Genomic DNA, 24,424 nt, shown 5'->3' on the forward strand with positions numbered 1-24,424 from the left:
CTCAGGCTGCGAAGGTGTTGTAGTAGTTCTTCCAAACATCGGCTGTGACAAAGGTCGTTGGAGTGTCTTCTTCGTCGGGTGTGGCCGCTGGCGCATGGACCGCCAGCGCAGCGAGATGCTGATTGCCTCCCGAGCCACCGAACGAATACTGCGCCTCCATGTGAAACGTCTCACTGAAGAACAGAATGCTCACATTCACGGTGAAGCGGGTGATGCCAGTGACCTTACCCGAATCACTGTCGTAGCAAGTGCCTACGTAGATATCGATGGTCAGTTGAATCAGGCCGAAAATATCCATATGGCCGTGGCCATGAACGAAGCCGCAGACCTTGGCATCGCCGCCCGCAATGCGGAAGTAGATGCCCGCCAGAACATAGCCGGATCCCGTCACAGGGCCGATCGCAATATCACCGGCCACCCCGAACTCGAGTGCGCCTTCAATGGCCTGCACGCCGTCCAGACCCAACTCGAGCATTAGGTAGCCGCCGCCAGCATAGATACCTTCGACGAGGAGGAAAGGATAGGTCTCGTCGGAGATGCTGAACTGCACTCGAACAGGCTCTCCGTCGAATGGCAGCGCCACTGAGACATCGAAGGAGAGCTGCATCAGCAGAAACTCGCCAACAGGAATCGTGTCAATGGCGAACCGATAGCCCGCGCGTATGCCTTGAGCTGTGATCTCCAGGAACGGACCGTCCTCGGGATCGAGCAGATCGGCAAGCTCCTTCACAAAGCCAAGGTCCTCGCCGAATTCCACATTCTTCATCGCCAACTTGCAGTCAGGCGCCTGGCCATTGGTGGACGTAAATTGAAGGCTCTTCACATGCACGAGCAGGAAACTCGGACTGCCGATGAGATTCAGTGTGAAGTTGGAAAGCGTTGCCTGGATGTCAACAGTAGGTTGAACAGAGCCGTCGGCGAGGTTGAGCGCGAGCGTGGCCTTCGCAGTAACCACGAACTCTGCATCATCATCGAGCGAGAAAATCGGATCCACATTCTGGATGTCGGGGTACCAATCGTACGACACGCTGACTGAAGTTGGGATGGGAAGGTTTTGCAGCAACGCGGGAAGCTGTGCCCTTGCCCAAGCTTCGATCTTCGTGATGATGTCCGAACCCAGCATGACCTGCTGCCGGACTTCGGCTACGAGCGCAACGAAAGCCTGCACGATGGCCCGCACCTTGATGACGAGGTCTGCCGGTCCGTTGAGTGCGGGCGCAGCTCCCCCTGGCGGACAAACAGCCGCAAACGCGACATCGACGACCTGTAGCGAGTGAGCCATCGCGGCTGCCAGGATGGGTGGTAGGGCTGCCTCGAAAGTCTTCCATACTCCATTGAGCGTGCACACGGCGGCGACGCCGGTCTGGGTCGCCATCGCATTCGCCCCTGCCACGACATTCAGCACCTGGTCGACAGTCTGCATGGCAGTGCACAGGCCCGCCAGTACCGGCTGCATGGAGGCTACGGCGAGGGAAAACGCTTGTGACTCCGCTGCAGCGGCCAACGGAATATCGGCTTCAAACGCCGTGTTGAAGAGCGAGACCTGCAGGCCCAGATCTGTGCTTGTGGATGCGATTCGGCTTTGCAGGGCGCTGACCCGGCTGTTGATGTCCGCGTAGGTGGCGCCCAACGGTGCTGCGAAAGGCTGGCCGGTTGCAATGAGTCCGGAGCGCAGCAAATCGTAATCGTTGCCCGGTGTCAGCAGCTTCCCAACGACGGTTATCTGCTGCGCCATCGCCTGCGCGCTCGCATTGACGGCTGCAGCGGCGTTGGCGGCGTCGCCGGCGGGGAAGGGTTGCGTTTGGGTGATCGTCTGCAGCGCCGCAAGGGCCGCGAGCGTGTCGCGCTGTGCCGTCCGCAGGACCCCGAGTGCGCGTTGACTGGTCTTGGCGGATAGACCGCCGCCAGCCACCAGCGCACAGCAATCCTGCATCTGGCCCACACACCGTTGTACGGTCCGAAGCTGCTTTAGCACATCGCGCCCTGTGGCCTCCGCGTTCGCGCATTGGCCAGCCAGCGTCAGGCAAACGGTGTTGAAGTTAGCCAGTGCATTGGCGGCTGCGATGTAAGCGGCATCCGTATGGTCCGCAATGGCGATGGGAATCGACATGAGGAATGTGCGGGTCTTGTCCTGTGCGTTAAGTAACGCATTAGGATCTCCTCCGATGAGACCCAACAGGCCGGCCTGCTGATAGATGATCGCGGCATCGTTGAACGCCGCGGCGATATTCCCCAGTTTGGCAGGCACCTGCGTCAGAAGACTGGCGTGAGCCGTCGATTGCAGTGCAGTCACCTGCGTGGCGAAGTCCTGCGCGACCGGAATCAAATTGAGCAGGGCAGCCAGTTCCGGAATCATATCGTTGAGCTTGCGCATTACCGGCTTGAAGGTCGTGTCCCCGGCGTGCCCCGCCTTGTAGATGAGCCTCCAGATGTCGTCTTCGATCAAGCCAGTCTGATTATTGAGGAACGTCTGCAGAGCAACAAGGTTTTGCTGGGCCGCAAGGAGGACAGGACTCAGTTGATTCAGTACGGCATCGGTCAGACTATTCACGGCGGCCGTGATTTTCGGCACGATCTGCGTCGTGAGCAGAGCGTTCAGCTCATCGACCAGGAACTCTTCGGCGAGTCCCTGCGGATGCGCGAGCACGGCCTCCAGGGCCTTGCCGTAGTCTAGGATCCTCGCAATGAGCTGACCTTCACAGATGCCGGCCTCGAGACCTGTGGGGTCGGCGCATGCCCGCACCGCCGCGTAAGCCGCATCCACGGCCGCGGCCTGGGGAGCCAGGTAGGTGCTTAGCGGGTTCGGTATCTGCGGGGCTGGAGTCGCGGTCGACAGCGGATCGTCGATCATGGGCGTTTGCAGTGTGCTGATGACCTTCCTCGCAGGGTCGCTGAAGGCCTCGGCAGCGGCGACTGCGTCGTGGACCGCCTGCTCCAACATCTGAGGAGCTTTTTCAAGATTCGAAGAGGCTCCTGAGACGAGGGGCGCGATGATGTCACTCAGCTTGACGGCACCCAGGATACGCGCCGAGGTGAGGCCACCGAAGAATTGCGTGGGATCGAAGGTTCCCGAACTGAACGAGGTGAGGGCAGGATGCTCCTGGCCCTGGGGAGGATCGCCGATATCACGTCCGCCAACAGGTCCGCCCTTGCGTGAGTAACCCGCGATCTTAATGTCCGGGCTAGCCAAGCCGCCTGATTGATCTACCTTTGCATTCGCGCCGCCGAAAGAGAGCTCCGGCATCGTCCCCTGAACCTTCAGGAAGACCTCACCAGCATTCTTCGACGGGTCAAAGCCATAACTTAGATAGTCGGGGTAGAACGACACCTTCGCAGGCTTGTCGGAACCAACGACGCGCTGGACCGTCGGCGACTGTACCCGCATATATTTGATCGCGGGAAAGAAGTACGGCAGATTGTTCTGATACAACTGCCCACAGATCGATGCGTCAAGCGGTGTCGGTGGGTTCACCCCCGCGGGAGCCGGTCCCGGCGTGACACCTTTCACAGCGAAACTGACACTGTGAGTGATGTATTGCGTGTCATTCGGACTTTTCGCTGGAGCGAACGCTGTGCGCTGATCGGCAAACGCAGCCGTTGTGCGATCATCGTCGCCATCGGCGTTGGTCGTGTTCGAGCCCACACCGTAGAACTTGATCGCATCGTCGACGGTATAGGGTGTTGTGTTTCCATCACCGGAAGCACCGAAGTTTTGCGCTACGGCGGCACCAGCAAACAGGACCGGAAGATCAGCCTCTGGTGTGTTCCCGTCCACGTCGTAGTAACGAAAGCGAAACTTGAAAGGGATGGTCGTACTGGGAGCGCCGCCGGCACACGCTGCGGTGACAGAAGGCCAAAATAGATCTTGATTCTGAGGCAATGTCGTCCCTGGAAAAGGCTCGCGCGGCATCTCCAGATCGGGTGTGATCAGCGTGACCGCTTCGATCTGGGAGTATGCTATTTCCCGGCCGCCGAAGGACTGGCCAAGCGTGGGATATTTCCGGATGGGCTCCTGCACGACGATGAAGAATCGCTGGTGCAGAGTGGCGAAGTAACTGTTACCGCCGGTGCGCTTGGCGAAGCGCCGTTCGGTGATCTTGATCAGGGACGCGGCGTGGCCAAACGGAAGTAGATAGCCTTTGTAGACCACGCGCACATACTGATCGCGGCCAAGCGTAGCGAGATGGGCCCACTCCTCGACTTCCAATTGACGTTGGCAATTGAGCACGTTGGAGGACGTTACCGCTTCCAGTTTGCCTGGGTTCCACTTGCCCAGTACATCGAGATACCCTCCCAGGCTGGTCAGCATCATCCGGTTCACATTGACCGGCAGCGGTTGCCGCAGGAGCTGCCGGGGAGGAGGAACGCTGCAGGCCGGCAAGACGTCCGGGATATCGTAGTTCGTCGTCAGATGAACCAGCTCGGTGCGGTCATCATGGTCGAGCGACGTCAGGAAGGGGTCCAGAGGATCGATTGGAACGCCCGGGGCAGGAGGAGCATAATGCGGGGGCAAGACTGCATCCTTCTGAAAACCATCGGTCCAGATGGCGCGGACAGTGCGGTCAGTCGCGGTGATCTCATCGGCTCTTAAGGCCGCTTTCCCTTCGATGGTGATCCTCTTCAGGCGGGCTTCTTCGGCCTCTCGTCCGGCCGGAGGATGGGTCGTGAACGCGGAGATGTTGTCGATGTGCAGCTTCCTCGGCTTGGCGCCGGGCGCTGCCGGCGCGGGCGCCACTCCCAGCCGCGTGTGCCAGAGCTCAACCGCCGTTTCTCCGTGAGTTACAGGGACGAGCGAATGCGACCAGCGGCCAAGATCGTTGGGGGAAAGATGCAGATGCCAGGGCATCTCGATGCTGGTGACTGAAGGGTCATCCTGGGTCTGCATGGGCGGTGCCGAGGCGTCATGCGTCATCGCCGGCGGCTGCGGCAGCTTCTTCGCCACCGGTGCCACATAAGGAACCCATCGGCTCCAGTCGAGCAGCGCGTCGAGATGCAGTGGAATTTTCTTCACATTATCCGGAAGCGTGAACACCAGACGGGATTCACCAGCTAGACGCGCCCGCATCGACACCGCAGGATCAACAGAGCTCGCCGGTAGTGGCGAGGCCGGCGAAGTATAGTTTCCGGACTCCGGCTTCGGGAAGCCTCCGGAGCATCCCGTGCTGTCGTCCGCGTGAAAGACGGCTTCCTCGGCTACGTTTTGCGGAGGAAAGATCACCGTGATACGCGCTGGTCCCGCGCCAGTAGCTTCCACACTAGGGCAAAGACCCGGATGCAGCCTCATGTTCAGGAATTGAAACTTGAGCGACAGGAAATCGATGGGTCGTTGAATGTGTAGCGCGTCCTGCTCCAACAACGGAAACGGAGTTACATGTTCCGAAGGCATGAGGTCCAGCATTCCCCAGAGCCGCTCAAAGGGAGCCGTCAGGTCAGGCCAGATGGTTCGCGGCTGATGTATCACAAGATCGGCTGAGTAATCGCTTTGCGGAAAGGAAAGCTTATGGACGGCCGGATGCGCGGACGGCGTGGCTTTGCTGGAAGAGTTGTCCTCGATCAGCTCGAACTGTCGCGCTCCACCCTCCGTGCCAGCGCCGGAAAGTAGGTAGCTGGCCCCAAGGCCATGCGCCCAACGAGGCGTTGCATGGATGTCGGCTACCAGGGCGGACACCGGTTGCCGTATCCCGAGTGTGAATGCAAGCCGCGGACGCAACAACGGAAGCGCAAAGGTGTCGCCTTTGTCACCCACGAGACTGGGGCTCGGCAGAAAAGAGAGCCCCGCGCCGGTCTTTTCCATGTCTGGCATGAAGACCGCAGTATGTAATGCGGCCTGGTCTCCGCGCGCCGACTCAACCTGCAGGGCCGAGAATACATTCGTCGAGGCATCATGCTGGAGGCTCCAGCCTTCACTTGAACTTCGATGGAGGCTCACGGGCCAGGAAGCGTCACCCCGTTCCAGCAGGAAGGATGTCGCGGGCACCCCTGTCTCACTTGCGAGAGTTGTGGTCGTACACGGGCGAATGCGGCAGCAAGAGGACGGAAGCTGAGCCTGCACACTATCCACCCGCGCCACCATGGGACCGGTAATGTCCAGTTCCCACTCCGATGAAAGCTCTACTCGCGCAGACCTGAGCAAACTGAGAGAAAATCCATCAAAAGCATTGAGCTGGGTTGCGGCCATGTTTCCTGCTGCCTTCTGCGAGCCGAGCAACCAAGGCAGCGCCTCCGCATGAAGGGTGGTGCCATTCTTCGTGACAATCTCCACAGTCCAGGCGCCGAGGGACCGGCGGAAGGTACATCGGAAATCAGCCACAAGCGTCGTTCCGGCGAAGAATGCCCGGCGCAAATCGATAGTGATGGCTCCATCCGCATGGGTCACTTTTACACGAGCGCGAGGACCGAAGCAGGTGGGATTGATGATCCACCGCGTCTGCTCGCCGACAAGGACATGGACTGAGTCTCCCCGGCGAACAACGCGGAAGCCCGCTCCAAGCAAAGAAGATGGGATGGCCCCTAGCGTTGCACTTGAGGCAGAAAGCGCGAGAAACGTGCGCCGCGTTAGATAAGGGAAATCTGTCGTAGCCATCGTCGACTTGGGCCGAGACGAAAACTTACGCAGAAATTCCAGATTCAGCCTAGAACGTATCTCCACATGAGCCTCACAAAGAGCACAATTTGAAATCGAAAGGTGGCCGCGCAGTGCGGTACTGACTTTCTATCTGTCCTGCTCAAGGTGCCAAAAGAAGGTTAAGCAAAGTAGATGACGCCAGCCTTCCAAGAGGACGGCTTTGTCCTATGCAAACGAAGCGGCGAGAATCTCAAGCTAGGGGGATGTTGGCATGCACGTTTCTCCGGACCTCATAACCAATCGTGAAATCTCACAGAACAGGAAACCTGAGGTAGCCTTTTCCTGCAGCTGAGGGTACAAATGCTAAAGAAGGGATGTCTTGACTAAGAGACTTTCGAGAGTGGAGTGAAGCTACATTCGAATTTGTTTTACTTGTGGTGCTTCATCCTGTTGGCATCACGGAAATTACGCACTGCATCTCTGAATCCAGTGCCGGCGGTTGCGAACCACCGTCCCCCGAAGAATAAGAGCAGAATTGCAGCGATGATAAGCAGGTGTGTTGGCTGCAGAAGTTCCGCGAGCATAGGTTCCTTGCTCCTTGAATGTGGCTCGACACCAATCCAAAGTGAATTAGGTTACTTTTACATGTGCGACAAAATGCATTTCGGGCCCAAGTAAAGAAACCCGGCACGGGGCAGCGAAGAAAAAGAAGGTCAATGATGAAACGTTGGCCGAAGTCACCAAAATCGACGCTCGGGATCACTCTCGGTTACTCAGAACAAGAAAGCTACGGGAGAAATTCCTTATAGCATCGCTAACGTGAATCGTCAATCCTCTTTTTCTAGCGCATCAGCTCTTCTCGTTTTCGATTGAACCGAGGTTGATGGAGTCGCCCCGGTATCGTTGTCAGAATGAACGATCGTATCCCAGAGGTTTTCAGAGAACAGGCAATACTGATCAGCGATGTCTCCAGGAACTGGCGATGCGGCCGAGTCGTGTGCTACTATTCCGCCGTATTCTCCCTGAACATTGACAAATGGTTATCAGCGAGTCTCAACACACAAGGACTGGCCCCCGGCTCGTTGGGCATATGGCCGTATCCAACAGGCCTAGTGTTTGTTGACAGCCTGCAGGCGACTGGGTAGCTAACATGTTACGGAGGCATTGTGTCGCAGTTAACTTTCGACGATTTTGTTGTGGACAATTCCGGAAACCTTACCGTCCAGTTGACAACTGTGGATGGAGACGATCTAGGCATAGCAAACGGCGTGGGGCTTCGTACGGACACGTATCTTGCGCTCTCTCTTCGCACGCACTACGCATTCACCCTCGGTCCGCCCTCCGCTGGCATCTTTGTGCTCGAGTTTGACTACGGTGCAGATAAAACAGGAGTATTTGTTACCTGTGACGGAAATCAAGTTCTTTCTTGGGCCCAGATTCCGGGACCTGTGTCGTCAATTACTTCGGCACCGCCACCGGACGCATTGTTGGTGAAATATTTCAACGGATTTGATTCGAAAACGATTAATAACGCGCTTGCTGCGGATTTGGGGAATTGGCTGCGTGACAATATTGTTGCGGGCATTCTCGGTACCGCGGTCTTCGCAATTGCACTGGCTACCGGGCCGCTGGATATCGGCCTATTTCTTGGATTGCTGGAATTGAATAGCGGGGCTGATGTGGTTGCGGCTCTAAGTGGGTTAATTCTAAATTTTATGAGTGCCGTTGCCGACCAAGAAAAGGCTTCGGGTACTCTGACCGAGGCCGAATGCACTCAGATCAAACAATGGACTGCGCTGCTCAATTTACCAGCTACCTTGAAGACGCTTACCGACAAGAACGCACTCGAGCAGGCATGGGGCACCCTTGTTGCGGTGGAAAAAGTGCTGGCGGAAAATGATGACGTACAGCTAACTTTGACTTATACGCAGGACCTTGTAGGGAAATTTGCGTTTCTGGTCAAGATTGTCAAAAAAGTTCCACCTCTCTTAGTTACGGAAGAAGATTCTCATGTTGCTTAGTTTTTGAGAATTTCACGGAAGCTCCGCAACGATTTAAGAGCCAAAGGGAATCTCGAGTCAGTTGTCCTTGCCGGCAGCTGCCCTTCATTGCCACGGATGCTCGACAGGGGCTTCGCCAGTTTCATTCGGACCCGTTATCTATTCAATCGGCAAACGGCTTTGAGCTATCTTCGCAAAGTAAGAAGCCGCAATTGGTATGATTTTATCGTTGAAGTCATATCGGGGCGAGTGAAGCCCAGCGTTGTGAGGACTTGACGCGTCCTCTTCCGCCTGGCCGATAGCCATGAACGCTCCAGGGCGTACCCGTAAAAATCCGCCGAAGTCTTCGCCTCCCATCATTTGGTCTAGTTCGCGAACATTGCTGCTACCCACAATTTCCGAGGCCGCTGTTCGGCAAATATCCGTCGAGCTCTCATGGTTTACCACGGGGTCCATCAGTCTTGTGTACTTAAAATCCGAATGAGCGCCGAACGTGGTAGCAACGCCCGTGGCCATAGAAGCGATCCTCGTCTGAATGCTGTCCCGAACGCTACTGGAGAAGGTTCTAACGGTTCCGCTGAGTTGAGCAGTTCCAGTGATGATGTTTTGAGATCCTGAGCCAGCATGCACGTTTGTGATGCTTACAACGGCAGAAGCTATCGGATCTGTTTCTCGACTCACAAGCGTCTGAAGCGCCAATATCAATTGCGCGGCAGCCGGGATTACGTCGCACGTCATGTGTGGAAAGGCAGCATGCCCACCTCGGCCTACCAGTCCCACTTCAAAGATATCTACGGCTGCGAGCATCGGTCCAGAGCGGATGGCGAATGTGCCCCGAGGCAGACCCGGCCAATTGTGATAACCATAGATCTCATCAAATGGGAACCGTTCCAACAAACCTTCCTCAAGCATTCGGAATGCGCCACACCCCTCTTCCTCAGCTGGCTGGAAAATGAGTCTTACCACTCCATCGAAGCAACGGGTTTCCTGCAAATAGCGCGCGAGAGTCAAAAGCGTGGCCGTGTGACCATCGTGACCACAGCCGTGCATTTTACCGGGAATGTTTGAACTCCACGGTTGCCCGGACTGCTCAGTAATATCCAGTGCATCCATGTCGGCACGAAACGCAATAGAGCGGTCCATGTTGTTCCGTCGTCCGACAATCGTGCCTACGACACCTGTACCTGCGATGCCTCGCTCGTGTTCAATTCCCCACTCGGCCAGTTTGGAGCAGACAAGGTCGCTCGCGAACACCTCTTCATACTTAGTTTGTGGATGGCGGTGAAGTGTGTGCCGCCACTCCGTCGCCTCGGCGGCTATGGATAGCATTAGTTTGCTCTGGTCAGCGTCCATTTCGGTTCGTCTCTTCCCCCGTGTTTGCGATCCTGCATTGAGTGCTAACGCTTGGAGCCAAGGTCGGCCGGCAATTCCGAGTATTCATTCGACTCGAAATCGCATTGTGGTCGTGGCCAAGATCAACCAAGTTATTTATGCAACTGGGCTTTTACGTGTCGCATGGTCCGGCGCGATGCCGTCCGTGAATGAAACTAACTCTCCAAGAAACTCTTAAAATAGGCAGTCGTCGCTCGTTGATCTGCTGCAGCTGATAGGACTTTCCATCCCGAACGGTTCCCGAAAGCAACGATATATGTAGCTACTGTGACAGATTGCAAAGTAAAGCAAATCGCACAGTGATTGCAAGATGATTTTGCGCTTGCCGTGAAGAACGGTAGATTTGGGACGGTCGCGGAGCGGGCAGGAAATGAGGCACTCCGTCTGCAGCAAGTCCAGTTCATCACTGCATCGCAGATACAAGTTGGATGGCTAGCTTATGAAACCGTTCCGAAGTGCACCGTTCCGTCCTAAATGCATCGCGCTTTCTATTCGCCATGACTATTTCACGACTTTCACCGGCTACTGTCGATCCAACCCGAACAGCATGATTGTTCGGGATAAAGATGTTAAAGGAAATCGGGAAATTGATTCTCATAAGGCCTTGGACAGCGTAAATCGGTGACGCGAGAATCGACCCTACTGCGTCGTCATCGCCAACTCGTTCACTTGCAAGGTCGTATAGGTGCGGCACCTTCGAAGGGCGTCATGGCTGCAACGGCTTCAAAAGAGAACGAATCACTTCGCGATTCTTGGCGTAATTGTCGTGAGCAGAGGTGGGGCCTTCGAGAAGCCAGAACCAATGGTGCGCGTTTTTGACCACGCGATTGACAACTTGAACGCCGTTGGTGTCGGAAGACTGCCAGAATTGGAAGTCAGAACCAAGGTACCACGTCAGTAGATCGTTGGGATCGCTCCATGCGACAATTTGCGCGAGCGGTTCGGTGCTTGTACCCTTTGCTTCAACAACCAACCTCCGTTGATCGGACCAATTCTTCAGATCCAGGAACGACTTCGACTTGTTCTGGGAGCCCAGCTTGGCTAACTCCAGCAATGGGATTTGATTTGCGAAGAAGTAAGCTTGGGTGAGGTGTCCGAGGAGGTAATTGAAAACGAAAACGCGCTGCGGATCGGAGCCATCAAGAGATCCGCCCGTTGGCTCATACTCTAGGTGTAGCGCAGAGAAGATGAGGAAGCTTCCCAGACTATGAGAAATGATGATGTATTCAGCGTTCTGATCAAGTGAGGATGGCTGGCCCGATGTAAGCACCGCGGCTGTCATACTGGCGTTGCTGACACTCTTCATCAGCAACTGCCGAGTCGCTTCGACCAAGTACTTCTCGAGTGGGCCCACGGCTAAAAGCGCATCGGAGAATCGCCAATCCATCAGGTTGATCTTCAACTTCCGGTTAATCAAAACGCCGTGATTAGCGATTGCGGTCCACGAAGTGGCATCGGCAGCGGAGATCCATCCATATCTATCAAAGCGCCCTGTGCTGCCGGCACCCTGATGTGGCCGGGTCTCTGCGCACAGCTCAAGGTACTTCCCGTCGTGACCCGCGAGTTGCGTTTCATTAGGCAGCATATTGCGACATTTGAGCGAAAAGACCATGGGCCACCAGTTGATTTCATCAAGGAAGATGCTCTTGCCTCGCCGGAGCTGAATGACATAATGATCAACAAATGGCGACGCCGCCATCCATTCTTCCTTCGAACGCCACAACGGGCTACCCATGTAGGTGATATCCGGCACGTGAGCCTTCGGATCAAAAGCACCCTCGTCGGCGTACTCACGACCTGTTGTAACGCCCCCATTCACTACGCAGTCTTTCAATTCATTGCAGATGCTTACTCGCAGATCGGAGGAATCATACGGTTCAGTCGCACCTATGCCGTGGATGTAAAGCAGATGCACGGGCTCTTTTCCTGGTCGACGAAGGGCATCGCCGATTGAGGCGAGCTGTTTGTTGGCTGTAGGAGCACCAGTGGGCGGACTGGATGTGTTTTGCGCGGAAACTACAGGTGTCAGCACAAGAATCAGCGCCACTAGCACATTGGCAGAACCATAAACATCCACGACCATGGAATTCCTCGGTGATGGAATTTCTTTTTTCGAACTGCGGAGGCTAGTTCGACCATACGCCTCGGCCATATATTCAGCAACCTGAAATGCTAGAGCGTTGTTCAGCCATTTCAGAAGTTCATATAGCTCTAAGTAGCCGGGCGGTCGGTAGGGTCGAAATTATCGCTCCTGTTTCCCACCCTTCTCTCCGCTCATTGGAAGGCGCAGGTACTGGAACTCCTGCGCACATTGACAAAGCCATAGTGAGACGCCGTATTGTTTTTTGAAAAATAGGAAGAAGACTTACTGAACGTCGGACACTTTGCCATTTATAAGGATTACCTTCATATCCTTGTAGATGAAGACCAGCTTCGCGCCTAAATCGACTATCTTGTCTGGATTACCGAGGGACTGCTTTACCTCATCGGCGCTCATGCCAAGCTTCACGGTCTTGCTCTGGACTGCGGACGCGACTAGGGGATCTGCAACCACAGTTTCAATCGACTTCTTCACGTCATCGGGCGTCATGGTGTCGAGACCTGGAAGCTTGACGTTCAGCTCTGCGCGATAGCGAGTACCCTGACCGTCCGCGAGCGTTGTGACATCGACGGTGAGTAGTTCGAGTTGAATGGCATCACGCTTTACGAGCACATCCGTGACGTACACCTTCTCGTTGGGATTCAGCGTGCGCGAATGGCCTGTATTGCTGCCGAAGGCCGCGGCGAAGCCAGTGGCTTGGCTCAATTGTCCATTTGCAAAGTTTGTATTCACGATGGAGTCTTGGGTGTTCGCGACATCTGCATAGATGCCTGGGAGACGCACGGCGAGGATAACGCCCGGCTGAGTGATCCGGTTATAGTCTGTCTTGAACATGACGACGCCAACCTTGGTGAGCGGGTAATCGACAACCAGGGCTTCACGCATGGCCCTGCTGTTCGGAGCGCCGAAAGCGGTGAGCGGAATGGTTGCAGCGGCGACCGTGGCGATGAGCAGCACACGGAGTGAGGGCGAGCGGAACGAGGGGAGAAACATGAGAAATCCTTTCGCTTAGGGCTATTGAATCATCAAGGGCATAGCTGTCGTCTACCGTCCGAGGCTTCGGCGAATCTCGGTTTGGACCAGCTCGGGTGCGATCAGGTTCGCTGGGGCTTCGATCTGCTGTTGTTGAGGAATTGCTACTTGGTTCTGTTGTCCTTGGTTGTTGGAGGCTGAACCATCAGACGTATATAGATTCAGTTCCCTCCCCTGGCGCGAGAGTGAGACAGCCTCGCGCTCGTTCACGGCTGCCTCCTGGGTGAACAGAACTCGTTCCGGTGCGCCCGGCTTGATGCTCTCGACCGCATAGCCGTGTTCGATGTGGCGGGCTTGTTCGGCGTTGAGCTGGACCATCCTCCCTTTATCAAGCTTCACGTCAAGGCCGTTCGCGTCGCTGATCGCCATCACAGTGCCCAGCTCGCCATTGCGAATACCTAGCGTCGAGTCTGCCTCGGTGAACTGAATGCGATCCCCCGGCGCGATTTCGCGTGGCTCCTGGCGGTAGACGGTGCTCTCGGCTGTCATCGTCTTCGTAAGATTTGGGTCGTATGTGGCTTCGTCTCCGCTTGGGGTCTGTACCGTCAAGCTGTTGGTCTTGGCGTCGACCGAAACCACTGTCCCGATGCTGTTGTGTGGGATTCCATCGATAGTCGGGCTTCCCTGCCGGTATTGGATGAGGTCGCCCGGCGTGTACTGGGCTGCGACCTTGGGATTGTTCAACGGATGTTTGATATGGACGACGATGGATCTGCTGTCAGGGGCGATACGCCCTTGCTCTTGGAGATCGGAGCGGATGAGCTGATTCAGCTCGTGACGTTCGGCCCGGTTCGGAGCGACCACGATTGTGCTGTCGGGACGCTCGGCGTAAGCCAGAGCGACAGCGGCGAGGCGGTGATCTGAATTGGCGTATTGGTGGACGGTGGGCTCGGGACCGGCGTGTTCAACCTCTGCCTTCGGCTGGCGAAAATCGACCGCAGCGGTCTTGCTGATCTCGGTGGCAAGGCGCGTCCCAAGCGCCTCGACATCGTTTGTGTAAACCCTGGCATCTTCGGAAGCACGTGAGATTGCGACATACGCGAGCCGCGTGTTGATAAGCGAGCGGGATGAATCGGTATCGATATTTGCGATCACGCGACCCTCGGTGAGCCCTTGAGAGCTGTGCGAGGTCACGGCGTAGCCGTGATCGAAGCTCCTCATCTGCGCCGGGTCGAAGGTAACGAGGCGCCCGCCCTTCGTATCCATCTGCACGGTGATCTGTCCATCTTCCATCTTTACAATGGTGGCTAGATCCCGGTTGTTGACTTCAAGTTGCTTGTCCGTTGCGGTGAACTGGACGCGGTCCCCAGTGGCAAACTCTCGCGTGACCTCCTGGTAGACGTTCGCGCCTCTGAGCCGCTTGGGATCATAAGTTACGGTTTGACCATCCTCCCGTTCCACCGTGAGGGTGTTGTCGCGCCCATTCGTGGAGACCACCCTTGCCGTGCTGTCACGCTCAATGCCGTGGAGCTTGCTTCCGCTCGTGTACTTCAGGATGTCGCCGGGTTGGTAACGGGCAGCCCATTCCCGATCCGCGCCGGTCATATCGGAGCGGTGGGTCAATGTGCGGAACTCGCGGTCGTCTTCTGCCAATGCGCCGGTAGCGTGCAGCTCCGTGCGAACGGCTTGGTTGATTGCCTGCCGGCTGCGGTTGTCGGGCGAGATGACGATAGTGTTCTCGGGTCTCGCCACGTAATCTCTCGCGATGGCCGCGATGCGTTCGTTGCCATCCTTAACCTCAGTAATCCGGCCCTGGTCGCCTAGCATTCTGACGCCTTCGACTGTCTTTCCCGTCGCGAGGTGCTGCACGGCTTTCAGCAGCTCGGGGTCTTTCTGGCGCATGATCTGGTCGAGCTGCGAGGTCCGCATCCCCGCATCCTGCATCTGTTCAAACGGCCGGCCGGCATCAACGCCTTGATGCTGCCGTGTATCCCCGATCACGAGCACACGATCCTGCGGCTGGATCTTGTCAAGGAAAGCCCGCATCTGCTTCGTGCTGGCGAGGCTCGATTCATCGAGCAGATAGAGATGTCGGCTGGCAGGGTCGCCCGCGACTTGGCCCTGGCTGCCTCGGGCTAGGAAGCTCTGGAGGGTAGCCGCGCTGATTCCGGCTTCGCGGAGCTGGGCTGCTGCCCGAGATGTGGGGGCGAATCCTTCGACGGCATAGCCGCTCTGTTCGGCTCCTTCACGGATGCTCGAAAGCACGGTGGTCTTGCCAGTTCCGGCAAGTCCTTGCAGGCCGTGGATGCGATCGGGAGAAGTAAGCACCTCCTGAATGACCGTCCGTTGTGCGGAGTTGAGGAAGGACTTGCGCGAGGCCTGGGCCGCCGCGTGTTCTTCGCTCATCATCGGTTCTTGAGTCTGCTGACCACGCATCACATGCGCGATGTTCGCCCGTTCATTCGCGATGGTTTCGGAGGTGCTGAAGCTGCGCCCCGTAGCGTGCTTCAGGCTCTCAATTCTTAGGAAGTCGCCTCGCACTTGGCGGGAGCCGAACTCCGCGCGAATATAGGCATAGGTCGTCTCTCCCATGCCGTGTCGTAGCGCATCGCGCATAAGCGCTCGCTCGTCGACAACAGCCTCCCGCTCGAAGTTGCTGCTGCGAGCATACGCGACGGCTTCTCTCGCCTTTACGACCTCTTCGGCCTGGGATTCGCGATTTTGGACTTGGCTTTGAGCACGTTCTCTCGCCTGTGCAACAACCGTAGCGGCCTCGTTCCCAAAGGATTCTGCAATCTCTTTGTGGGCGGCGAGTACCTGCTCGGGGGTCAGGATCTGCTTTCTGTCGCGTGTCGCGTGGGCGGCGATTTGAGCAGCCTCGGCCCCGCTGTGACCTGTTCTTTCGAGATGATCTTTGATTTGTTGCGAACGAGGACTTGAAGCGTCAAGGTATTCCTGGGAATATCCTTTGATCTCGGGAGCGCCACTCTTGCCCGCTTCGATTTCATACCCGAGATTGCGGAGACTATAGGTCAATGCAGACTGGTAGACCGCTGTGGCGAAGTTCTGCGAATCGAACAAGCTCTGCGGTTGGAGAGCGCGGGTCGAACCATCCTCTCGTTCGGTCACGTTGAAGATGACGGCGTGGGTGTGGAGCTGAGGCGCAGCATAGCCGTCGACTGGACGAGCTTTTACGCACAAAAGTTGGCCCAATGAGTTTTCCGGTCGGCTCGGCACCTTTGTGCACTCTGACTCGGGACCGCGCGTGCCCAAATCGGGTTACTTATCGTTTGCCCTTCAAAGACCGCGGAGCAGTACCTCGAGCTTGACTCCAAGGCTCTGAGCAAGCAAGTTGAGGTTCCGTAAACCCACTTCTTTCTTTCCAAGTTCTACATCGGATATGTAATTACGTCCAACGCCCGCGTGGACTGAAAGGTAGATCTGCGTCCACCCTTTATCCAATCTGAGTTTCCGAATTCTCTGGCCCACCACGACGCAAATGTCTGTTGCCACTCCTCAAGTTTCGGTGTACTCTATCGGAGACACACCCTCTATAGAGGACAAGGCGGTATCAATCGGATTCCACACGGTAGCAAGACCAGCTAATTGTCGTTCGATTTATGCCAAGAGATTGAGATCGGGCGCCACCTGATTTGACTCTGTTCAGGTTGGGTAGCCAAGGACCATTCGCTTCTGGGGTGAACTCACGATGATTTCCGATAGCGTTGCTTGTGGGTCCCCGGTCTTGACGGCTGACGATGAAAAGGCCGAATTAGAGTCCGCGACGCAAGACTCCCTGCAGACACAACTCGCAATTCACCCATCGGTATTGTCAAATTCAGAAGACGAGGCTTTGCTGGCGGAAGTGCTCAATGGCTCAAGGGATGCCCTCGGGTTTCTTTTCAGGCGCCACAGGCGTTCAGTCTTAAACGTTGCTTGGCGAATCTTGAAAGACCTCTCCGAGGCAGAGGATCTATGCCAAGAAGTTTTTCTACAGGTATTTCAGAAGGCGAATTCATTTAATCCTGCAAAGGGAACAGCATCCTCTTGGATCATTCAGATCGCCTACAGTCGAGCTTTGAATCGCAGGCAGTATTTAACCACTAGACAGCATTACAACGCCCAGGAACTGATTGAAGAAACGACCCAGGGCAAATCCTCTCCGCTATTTGTTGATGCGGTCCTGGCAAAGTCTCTATTGAGACGGATGAGGGACCAACTCTCAGAGGAGCAACGGCATACATTAGAACTTCATTTTTTTGAAGGCTATACACTTCGCGAAATTGCAGAAAAGACCGGCCAAGCAATCGGGAACGTGCGCCATCATTACTATCGAGGTCTCGAACGCCTACGCTCCAACGTCTTTCCCCAAAAGGATATTTGAGTGAGAGAATTGGTACGAAAAAGCTCCCGGGCATGGCTGAACCTGTGAATCCTCAATTCCATGACGAGTTCGTTGCTCTAAGCGCTCTCTACTTCTCCGGCGAGATTTCAGAGGAAGAGTGGGCGCTGCTGCAAATTCATATGGCGTATTGCGATGAGTGCCATGACAAATTCCTTCAATATCAGCAGATTACCTCAGAGGTAATCCCTGCCATGGCAGCACTTGTCGCTGTCGAAGCAAGCGACGCCGCGGAAGAGTCACAGGCCTCCCTGGATGCTGCGGAACGCAAGCTGATGAGCCAACTCGACTCGATCTCTCCAATGCAGGAACAGCCCGTTCGCCGTCGGTTCGATGGGCGTCTGCCATGGACATTGGCAGCAGTTTTCGCTTTGGTGATTGCCGGCCTAGGAGCTGCAGTTTATTTCAGCCAGAATCATCGTTCCCACCGGCAAGAGGTCCAAAGGGTACCCGTCCATCAACTTCCGCCCCAAACCCCATCAACCGTACCGGATGCGGGTGTGTCGCAAGACCTGCAGAGCGCTCAGGAAGAGATCGCTAGACTCCAGCACCAGTTGGATATTGCTGAAAATCGTTTCAAGCAAGCGAATCAAGCTGCCGAAAACGCAAGAGAGCAATTCGAGTCGGAGCAGGCGGCGCGAAAACAAATCGACGCAGAGAAAGCTTCACTGAACGAACAACTGATTGCTGCAGAAGATGAAGCAAAGTTTTTACGTAGCAAGACGACGCCTACAGCAGCCGATCCGGCTGAACAGGCCTTGCGAATGACCGCACTTGAGTCAAAGGTCCGTGAACTCCGCGCTTCCCTTGATGAGAAGAACACCGAGCTCAGCGAAAAGGATCGCATGTTGACGCTGGACAAGGATTTCCTTGCTCACGACCGCGACATTCGAGACCTCATTGGAGCTCGCAATCTCTATATCGCCGACATTTTCGATACAACCGAATCTGGCCGAACCGCGAAACAGTTTGGGCGCATCTTTTATACCAAGGATCGATCTCTCGTCTTTTACGGATTTGATCTCGACAGCCAGGCGGCTCATAAGCAGGATGCGTCCTTCCAAGTTTGGGGGAGTGGCAGCGATCGACCGACTCCTGTGAGCCTTGGGCTGTTTTATCAGGATGACGCTCATAAGCGCTGGGTACTGCGATGCAACGACGCCAAATCGCTGGCTCGATTAGACATGGTTTTCGTTACTGTAGAGCCTCCCGGTGGCAGCAACAAGCCTACTGGAAAACCCTTGTTGCGGGCATATTTACAGATTCAGCCGAATCATCCCTGATTTTTTCCAAACACCCTTGGTACAGATTGCGGCTACCGTCGGTAGACAGAGTGAACGCAACTCACTCTCGAGCTTTCGGAGCACACCGCATGAAATGTGGATTTATTCTCTTTGTCTTATTTCTGTCTAGTTCCATCGCATTTGCTCAATCGACAAACGCCACAATCAGCGGCGGAGTGACGGATCCGTCCGCACAATTCATTCAGGGCGCGGATGTCGAGATCGCGAATGATGCCACCGGTGTCATTTATTCGGCAAAGACAAACAGTGTGGGTATGTACCTTTTGCCGATTCTTCCTCCTGGTCATTATCACGTTCAAGTGTCAAAGCCAGGATTCAAGACGATCATCAAAGCGGACGTCATTCTGAATGTGCAGAGTGCTCTTGCACTCAACTTTGTTCTCCCCGTTGGCGCTACCTCGGAAAGTCTTACCGTCGATGCATCATCCTTGTCGATCAATACAACCGATGCATCTGTCAGCACGGTTATTGATAGAAACTTCGTTGAGAACACGCCTCTTAACGGACGTAGCTTTCAGGATCTTGTGTCCATGACTCCGGGTGTCACGACCGAAAGTCCGCAGGCTGGCTCCGCTATAGGTTATTCAGGAGACTTCAGTGTCAACGGGCAGCGCAGCGAATCGAATTACTACACGGTAGATGGAGTCGCGGCAAATGCAGGCGCAGGGAATGGCTATGGAGGGGCTCAGCCAGCCAGTGGAGGCTCGATCGCGTCGACTACCGCCTTGGGCACAACCCAGAGTCTTGTTTCCGTAGACGCTCTTCAGGAGTTCCGAGTGCAAGGATCGACATACTCTGCGGAGTTCGGGCGTTCACCTGGGGGCCAATTTTCGTTCCTGACGCGGTCCGGAACGAATCAGTTTCACGGCGTTGCCTTCGAATATCTTCGTAACGATGTATTCGACGCGAATGACTGGTTCAACGACTTTTATGGCAATTCCAAGTCTGCATTACGGCAGAACGACTTTGGTGGAACACTCGGAGGACCGATCTTCATCCCGCGCATCTACGATGGACGCCGTCGAACATTTTTCTTCGGCTCTTATGAGGGATTGCGATTAACTCAGCCCCAAGCCGCTCAGGTCCAATACGTGCCCGACATGGCCATTCGAAGCGAAGCGTCCCCGGACCTTCGTGCAGCATTGAATGCGTTCCCGTTACCAACAACAGGTGGGATCGATTATGGATTCCTGGCTCAGTTTATCCAACCCTATTCGATCCCAAGCAGTCTGGACTCCGGAAGCGTCCGCATTGATCAAGCCTTTACACCACGTATTTTCGGCTTCTTCCGCTACGGGACCACCCCAAGCAAAACTTCAAGTCGCTATCTCTCGAATGTTGCAAAACAGGATTTCGGCTCCTCGACGTATACGCTGGGATTCACTGCCCAAGCGACGGCAGCTATCGACAACGACTTTCGACTTGGGTTCACCACGGGCCAGACAAAACAAGTCACGACCCTGGATTCTTTCGGTGGAGCTGTACCCGCCGACCTGGCCACCGAAATGGGGCTAGGCGCTTATCCAGGATCAGAAGAGGACTTTGAATTGTTCGCGCCTGGAGTGGGCCTCTCATATGTAAACCTGAACCAAACTCAGAATGCGCTTCGCCAATGGAACCTCGTCGATATCGTCCATCTATCGGCTGGACATCATCAAATCAAAGCCGGAATCGACTTCCGGCGCTTCAAGTCGCTAATCGCGCCTGGAAACGTGGAAGCGGCGGCCATCTTCGCTTCAACATCGTCTCTCATCGAAAATCAGGTATTCGAAGAAATCCTGGCAAAATATCTTCACGCGACACCCGTCTACAACGAATTTGCCGCTTTCATCCAGGACGAGTGGAAGATGAACGAGCGGCTTTCACTTTCACTAGGCCTTCGTTGGGAGCGGAATCCACCTCCCGTAGATGCACATGGAGATGACGCGTTCACGCTCCTAGGCGACATTGCACAGCCGAGCACGTTGTCTCTGGCACCTCGGGGCACGCCGCTTTGGAAGACAAGCGACTATAACTTCGCGCCTCGCGTCGGCGTTGCCTGGCAGCTCCACAATAAACAAGGTCGCGAAACTGTCGTTCGAGCGGGCGCTGGAGTTTTCTTCGATACCGATAATGAATTTGCTTCGCTCGGGTTCAGCGGGCTGGGATTTTTTGCTGACCAGGTGCTTTCGGGCACTTCTCTACCGGTGACGAGCGAGCAATTAAACTTCTCCACAACGCCAGTCGCACCCTACACCTCTAGTACCGCGTATGCATTTCCAGCCCACCTGCAATTGCCCTACACGTTGCAGTGGAACGTGGCGGTTCAGCAAGCTTTTGGAAAACAGCAGTCGCTCTCGATTACCTATGTAGGGGCGAATGGCCGCAGATTGCTTCAAAGTCAGACACGAACTGTTGACTCATTGAATCCTGATTTCTCTTCGATAGCATACCTCGCAACCGGAGTCACTTCGAACTTCCAAGCTTTGGAGGTGCAATTTCAGCGTTCAATCCAACGGGGCATTCAAGCGCTTGCGTCCTACACGTGGGCTCATTCTCTAGACTATGGATCGACTTACAGTGCGTTGACCGTTACGAGGGGAAATTCTGATTTTGACCTTCGTCACAACTTTCAAGCAGGTCTGTCATGGGAGGCTCCTCAACAAACCAGGAAATCCTTTTTGAGAGTGGTCTCCTCAGGCTGGGGAGTCGACGGACGAGTGATGCTGCGCACGGCGTTTCCGATCACGATTACGGGCAATTACCTGACCGATCCAGCGACAGGTAGAAACTACTACAGCAGTGTCAACATCGTCCCCAACGTCCCTATTTATCTTCGGGGCCCTCAATACCCAGGCGGCCGAATCGTCAACGCCGACGCGTTCGCGCTCCCGAATGGCATGAGCCAAGGAAGCGCCCCGCGGAACTTTGTAAGAGGATTCGGAGAAGCTCAATTGAATATGGCTCTTCGTCGTGAAATCCCCTTGAAGGACCAGCTACGTCTCCAGTTTAGAGCCGAGTCATTCAATCTCCTGAATCACCCTAATTTCGGCTTTGTTGATCCAGGATTGTCCGACGCTCAATTCGGATACGCCACCATGATGTTGAACCAAAGCCTAGGCACAGTTGCGGCTCAGTATCAACAAGGTGGCCCTCGCTCCGCTCAGTTCGCCTTGAAACTCCTCTTCTAATTTTCCGCCATCCGACCTAGTTTAAGACCTAAGCCGCTTCTTGCGTGGAGTGCTGCGATGAAACATTTTTTGTCTCCAAAAGGCTCTTATGCCGCAATCGTGGCGTTAGGGTTGTATTTCACATCAGTAGATTCCGCGCGGGCTATCGACGGTCAAACTGAAAGTCCGATTGAGGCGAGGGACGCTATCGAGATGACGCAGATGGCTGATGTGGCTTGTCCGTTCGGTGCTCCAACATCATCCGATGCCGTCCAATTCTCTCCTGATAACAAGCGCTTCTTCTTCGTTCTCACCAAGGGAAACCTTGAGCAGAACGTGAACGAATACTCGCTTCAAGTTGTGGAGTCCGAGAACCTGCATCTCAAACTCAAGGCGCTGACTCTAGTCAAGATGAGGTCGTCCGATCAACCGGCAATCAGCGACGCATGCTGGATGAACGATAGCCGTACAATTGTTTTCCTTGGAGCGAACCGGGAAGGGATTTCGGCGATTTATTCGCTCAATATCTCGACTCGTAGACTCAGGCGTCTGACACCATCCAGCACTTCAATACTGAGATACGCACTCACCGAAAACGAGAAGGAAATCATCTACATTTCTCGCAAGGCCCCTCGCCCTGCGCCAAACCAAAAAGCCAATCGAGATGCGCCCTTCACCGTGCAAGGACAGTCACTGGTCGATCTACTGTCTGACAACGAGAAGCAGGTAAAGCCGGCCTACTCGATTTATACAAAGTTCGCTGGTCAACCTCCGAGGAGGATATGGGAGGGGTCCGGATCCATTCACAACTTTCTTTCAATTTCTCCTAATGGCCGTTACGTCGTCTTCTGCAAGCCGGTGCTCGTTCGTGAATTATCAAAAGAATGGTCGCAATACGACTATGGATCCCACAGTGCATTGATCCAACCGCTATTTCGAACCGCCCTTACCGACTCGGTTGCACCCTTTCAAACGTATTGGGTCATCGACCTTCTCAAACACACGACGTCTCCTCTCTGGGAGGGACCCAGGCTTTCGATTGGTTTCCTCGATCTGAAATGGAGTGCAGATGAAAGATCCGTCTTCTTGCACCAGGTCTTTCTGCCCCATCAAGTCAACTCGTCGAGTGAACAGCGAAGTTTCCTCAACACTCAATTCGACGTTGAAGTGGATCTTGTCACGCACACTTGGAGCACACGTTCAAACGTCGATTGGACTAAGGGAGGAGAGCGGCTTGCACCGCTCAAAGTAACTATTGAACAGGACCTGAACTCTGCGCCTCGACTCTTAGGTACTGAACGGGCAAGCGGCAAAGCCCTCCTGTCAATCGATCTAAACCCACAATTCAATTCTCTGCGGTTCGGCGATGTTAGCGTCATCACTTGGAAGGTACACGGCATAGACGTGACGAGCGGTCTCTACCTACCCACTAACTACGACGCGCATCAGCGCTATCCCCTGGTCATTCAGACACACGGGTTTCGAGGGGAGCACTTTTCTATGGATGGAAACGAGGAATGGAGTAGCGCCTTCGCGGCTCGTTTGCTCGCCGCGAGAGGAATTGCGGCGTTGCAAACCTACAAGATTCCGGATCATGACGATTATGAAAAGGTAAGTAGGGATGAATCGCTCGGCCACACACCGGAGGAACGGTTCCGCACTTTCGCTAGCCTCGTCTACGAGGGCGCAGTCAAGGAACTCGACAGGCGAGGGGTCATTGACCCCACACGGGTTGGTATCAGCGGCTTCAGTCGAACCGTATGGTTCGTTAAATACACGTTGACACACTCGGCAGTCCCATTCAAAGCAGCACTACTGGTAGACGGAATCGACAGTGGCTACTTCAGCTATTTAGCTTTCGAAGACACCGAGTCTGAGATAGACAATGGCGGCCTCGCACCGTTTAGTAGAGAAGGATTCAATCAATGGCGTTCGGAAGCGCCTGGATTCAATCTGGATCGTGTCGCTTGCCCTGTCCGGCTGGTCAGCTTCGATTTCGGATCAAGCCTGTTGCTCCAGTGGGAATGGTTCGCGGGACTGCGACTATTGAACAAACCAGTCGAATTGATAATCTTCCCTCATGCGTCCCACATTTTGACTAAACCGCTTGATCGCTATCGAGCGATGCAAGGTATGGTTGACTGGTTCGCATCTTGGCTGCAGAGTACTAGCCCTCGGTCGTCCCCGCCGATGTCGGCCGCAATGAAGAGAAGTGCCACGCCCTAAGAGTGCCTTAATCCACGACAGCCTCTATCGCGTGCCGGGAGCTCTGGCGAGACTGAATAACGTCACGCAAAGAACTCCCGACTCACGCTGTTACGAACAATGAGTGAGGTTCAAGGTCATACCTGGAACTTACTCATCGGCCTCATACGCGCTCGAGGTTGCGTTGAATTCTGTAGGATGCATTGCGTCCTTCAGAATATTCGTCCCCTTGTTGCCCCCCTTGATATGGGAGGTTGCGTCGACAGTTTGCAGGATTTGTGGTGCTTCGTATTTCATGTCGTTTCTCCTTAGGTTTGGTTTTCCCGATACCCAA

General features: G+C 55.0%; 13 protein-coding genes. 5 read left to right on the forward strand and 8 right to left on the reverse strand.

Going from position 1 to position 24,424, the window contains the following annotated elements:
- Position 1: 1 nt before the first annotated feature.
- Entirely contained in the window at positions 2-6,583 is a 6,582-nt protein-coding gene (locus AC5S27_RS04250; RefSeq protein WP_493933328.1) for a hypothetical protein, read from the reverse strand.
- A 410-nt stretch (positions 6,584-6,993) separates the two neighbouring features.
- Positions 6,994-7,149: a twin-arginine translocase TatA/TatE family subunit gene (locus tag AC5S27_RS04255; RefSeq protein ID WP_493933329.1), complete on the reverse strand. Its 156-nt coding sequence runs from the start codon at positions 7,147-7,149 to the stop codon at positions 6,994-6,996.
- 582 nt (positions 7,150-7,731) lie between these two features.
- Here AC5S27_RS04255 and AC5S27_RS04260 point away from each other — a divergent pair.
- Positions 7,732-8,586 (forward strand): hypothetical protein, encoded by an 855-nt coding sequence (locus tag AC5S27_RS04260; protein ID WP_493933330.1) that lies wholly within the window; start codon positions 7,732-7,734, stop codon positions 8,584-8,586.
- A gap of 138 nt (positions 8,587-8,724) precedes the next feature.
- Here AC5S27_RS04260 and AC5S27_RS04265 read toward each other — a convergent pair whose 3' ends face one another.
- From AC5S27_RS04265 to AC5S27_RS04285, 5 genes are all read right to left on the reverse strand, one after another.
- On the reverse strand, positions 8,725-9,918 hold the full coding sequence (locus AC5S27_RS04265) for an amidohydrolase (protein ID WP_493933331.1): 1,194 nt from the start codon (positions 9,916-9,918) through the stop codon (positions 8,725-8,727).
- 745 nt (positions 9,919-10,663) lie between these two features.
- On the reverse strand, positions 10,664-12,040 hold the full coding sequence (locus AC5S27_RS04270; RefSeq protein ID WP_493933332.1) for a hypothetical protein: 1,377 nt from the start codon (positions 12,038-12,040) through the stop codon (positions 10,664-10,666).
- A 282-nt stretch (positions 12,041-12,322) separates the two neighbouring features.
- Positions 12,323-13,051 carry a hypothetical protein gene (locus AC5S27_RS04275; RefSeq protein WP_493933333.1) on the reverse strand — a complete coding sequence of 243 codons (729 nt, stop codon included), beginning with the start codon at positions 13,049-13,051 and terminating at the stop codon, positions 12,323-12,325.
- Between the two features lie 51 nt (positions 13,052-13,102).
- Positions 13,103-16,243, reverse strand: coding sequence for a MobF family relaxase (mobF, locus tag AC5S27_RS04280; protein ID WP_493933334.1), 3,141 nt, complete (start codon positions 16,241-16,243; stop codon positions 13,103-13,105).
- Positions 16,244-16,327: 84 nt separating this feature from the next.
- Complete coding sequence (locus AC5S27_RS04285; protein ID WP_493933335.1) at positions 16,328-16,543, reverse strand: helix-turn-helix domain-containing protein; 216 nt, start codon at positions 16,541-16,543, stop codon at positions 16,328-16,330.
- A 232-nt stretch (positions 16,544-16,775) separates the two neighbouring features.
- Between AC5S27_RS04285 and AC5S27_RS04290 the strand changes: the two genes are divergently transcribed.
- From AC5S27_RS04290 to AC5S27_RS04305, 4 genes are all read left to right on the forward strand, one after another.
- Positions 16,776-17,414, forward strand: coding sequence for an RNA polymerase sigma factor (locus AC5S27_RS04290; protein ID WP_493933336.1), 639 nt, complete (start codon positions 16,776-16,778; stop codon positions 17,412-17,414).
- A 32-nt stretch (positions 17,415-17,446) separates the two neighbouring features.
- Entirely contained in the window at positions 17,447-18,715 is a 1,269-nt protein-coding gene (locus AC5S27_RS04295) for an anti-sigma factor domain-containing protein (protein WP_493933337.1), read from the forward strand.
- An 89-nt stretch (positions 18,716-18,804) separates the two neighbouring features.
- A complete protein-coding gene (locus AC5S27_RS04300) occupies positions 18,805-21,906 on the forward strand; it encodes a TonB-dependent receptor (protein WP_493933338.1) in 3,102 nt (1,033 codons plus the stop codon).
- Positions 21,907-21,963: 57 nt separating this feature from the next.
- Positions 21,964-24,111 (forward strand): prolyl oligopeptidase family serine peptidase, encoded by a 2,148-nt coding sequence (locus AC5S27_RS04305; protein ID WP_493933339.1) that lies wholly within the window; start codon positions 21,964-21,966, stop codon positions 24,109-24,111.
- Between the two features lie 129 nt (positions 24,112-24,240).
- Here AC5S27_RS04305 and AC5S27_RS04310 read toward each other — a convergent pair whose 3' ends face one another.
- On the reverse strand, positions 24,241-24,387 hold the full coding sequence (locus AC5S27_RS04310; protein WP_493933340.1) for a hypothetical protein: 147 nt from the start codon (positions 24,385-24,387) through the stop codon (positions 24,241-24,243).
- Positions 24,388-24,424: the final 37 nt, after the last annotated feature.

Source organism: Acidicapsa borealis, assembly GCF_059115245.1.

What these genes read in the sequence shown, in the direction of transcription:
- AC5S27_RS04250 (WP_493933328.1), bottom strand. Translation starts at nt 6,583, where the DNA reads ATGGCTACGACAGATTTCCCTTATCTAACGCGGCGCACGTTTCTCGCG.
- AC5S27_RS04255 (WP_493933329.1), bottom strand. Translation starts at nt 7,149, where the DNA reads ATGCTCGCGGAACTTCTGCAGCCAACACACCTGCTTATCATCGCTGCA.
- AC5S27_RS04265 (WP_493933331.1), bottom strand. Translation starts at nt 9,918, where the DNA reads ATGGACGCTGACCAGAGCAAACTAATGCTATCCATAGCCGCCGAGGCG.
- AC5S27_RS04270 (WP_493933332.1), bottom strand. Translation starts at nt 12,040, where the DNA reads ATGGTCGTGGATGTTTATGGTTCTGCCAATGTGCTAGTGGCGCTGATT.
- AC5S27_RS04275 (WP_493933333.1), bottom strand. Translation starts at nt 13,051, where the DNA reads ATGTTTCTCCCCTCGTTCCGCTCGCCCTCACTCCGTGTGCTGCTCATC.
- AC5S27_RS04295 (WP_493933337.1), top strand. Translation starts at nt 17,447, where the DNA reads ATGGCTGAACCTGTGAATCCTCAATTCCATGACGAGTTCGTTGCTCTA.
- AC5S27_RS04300 (WP_493933338.1), top strand. Translation starts at nt 18,805, where the DNA reads ATGAAATGTGGATTTATTCTCTTTGTCTTATTTCTGTCTAGTTCCATC.
- AC5S27_RS04305 (WP_493933339.1), top strand. Translation starts at nt 21,964, where the DNA reads ATGAAACATTTTTTGTCTCCAAAAGGCTCTTATGCCGCAATCGTGGCG.
- AC5S27_RS04310 (WP_493933340.1), bottom strand. Translation starts at nt 24,387, where the DNA reads ATGAAATACGAAGCACCACAAATCCTGCAAACTGTCGACGCAACCTCC.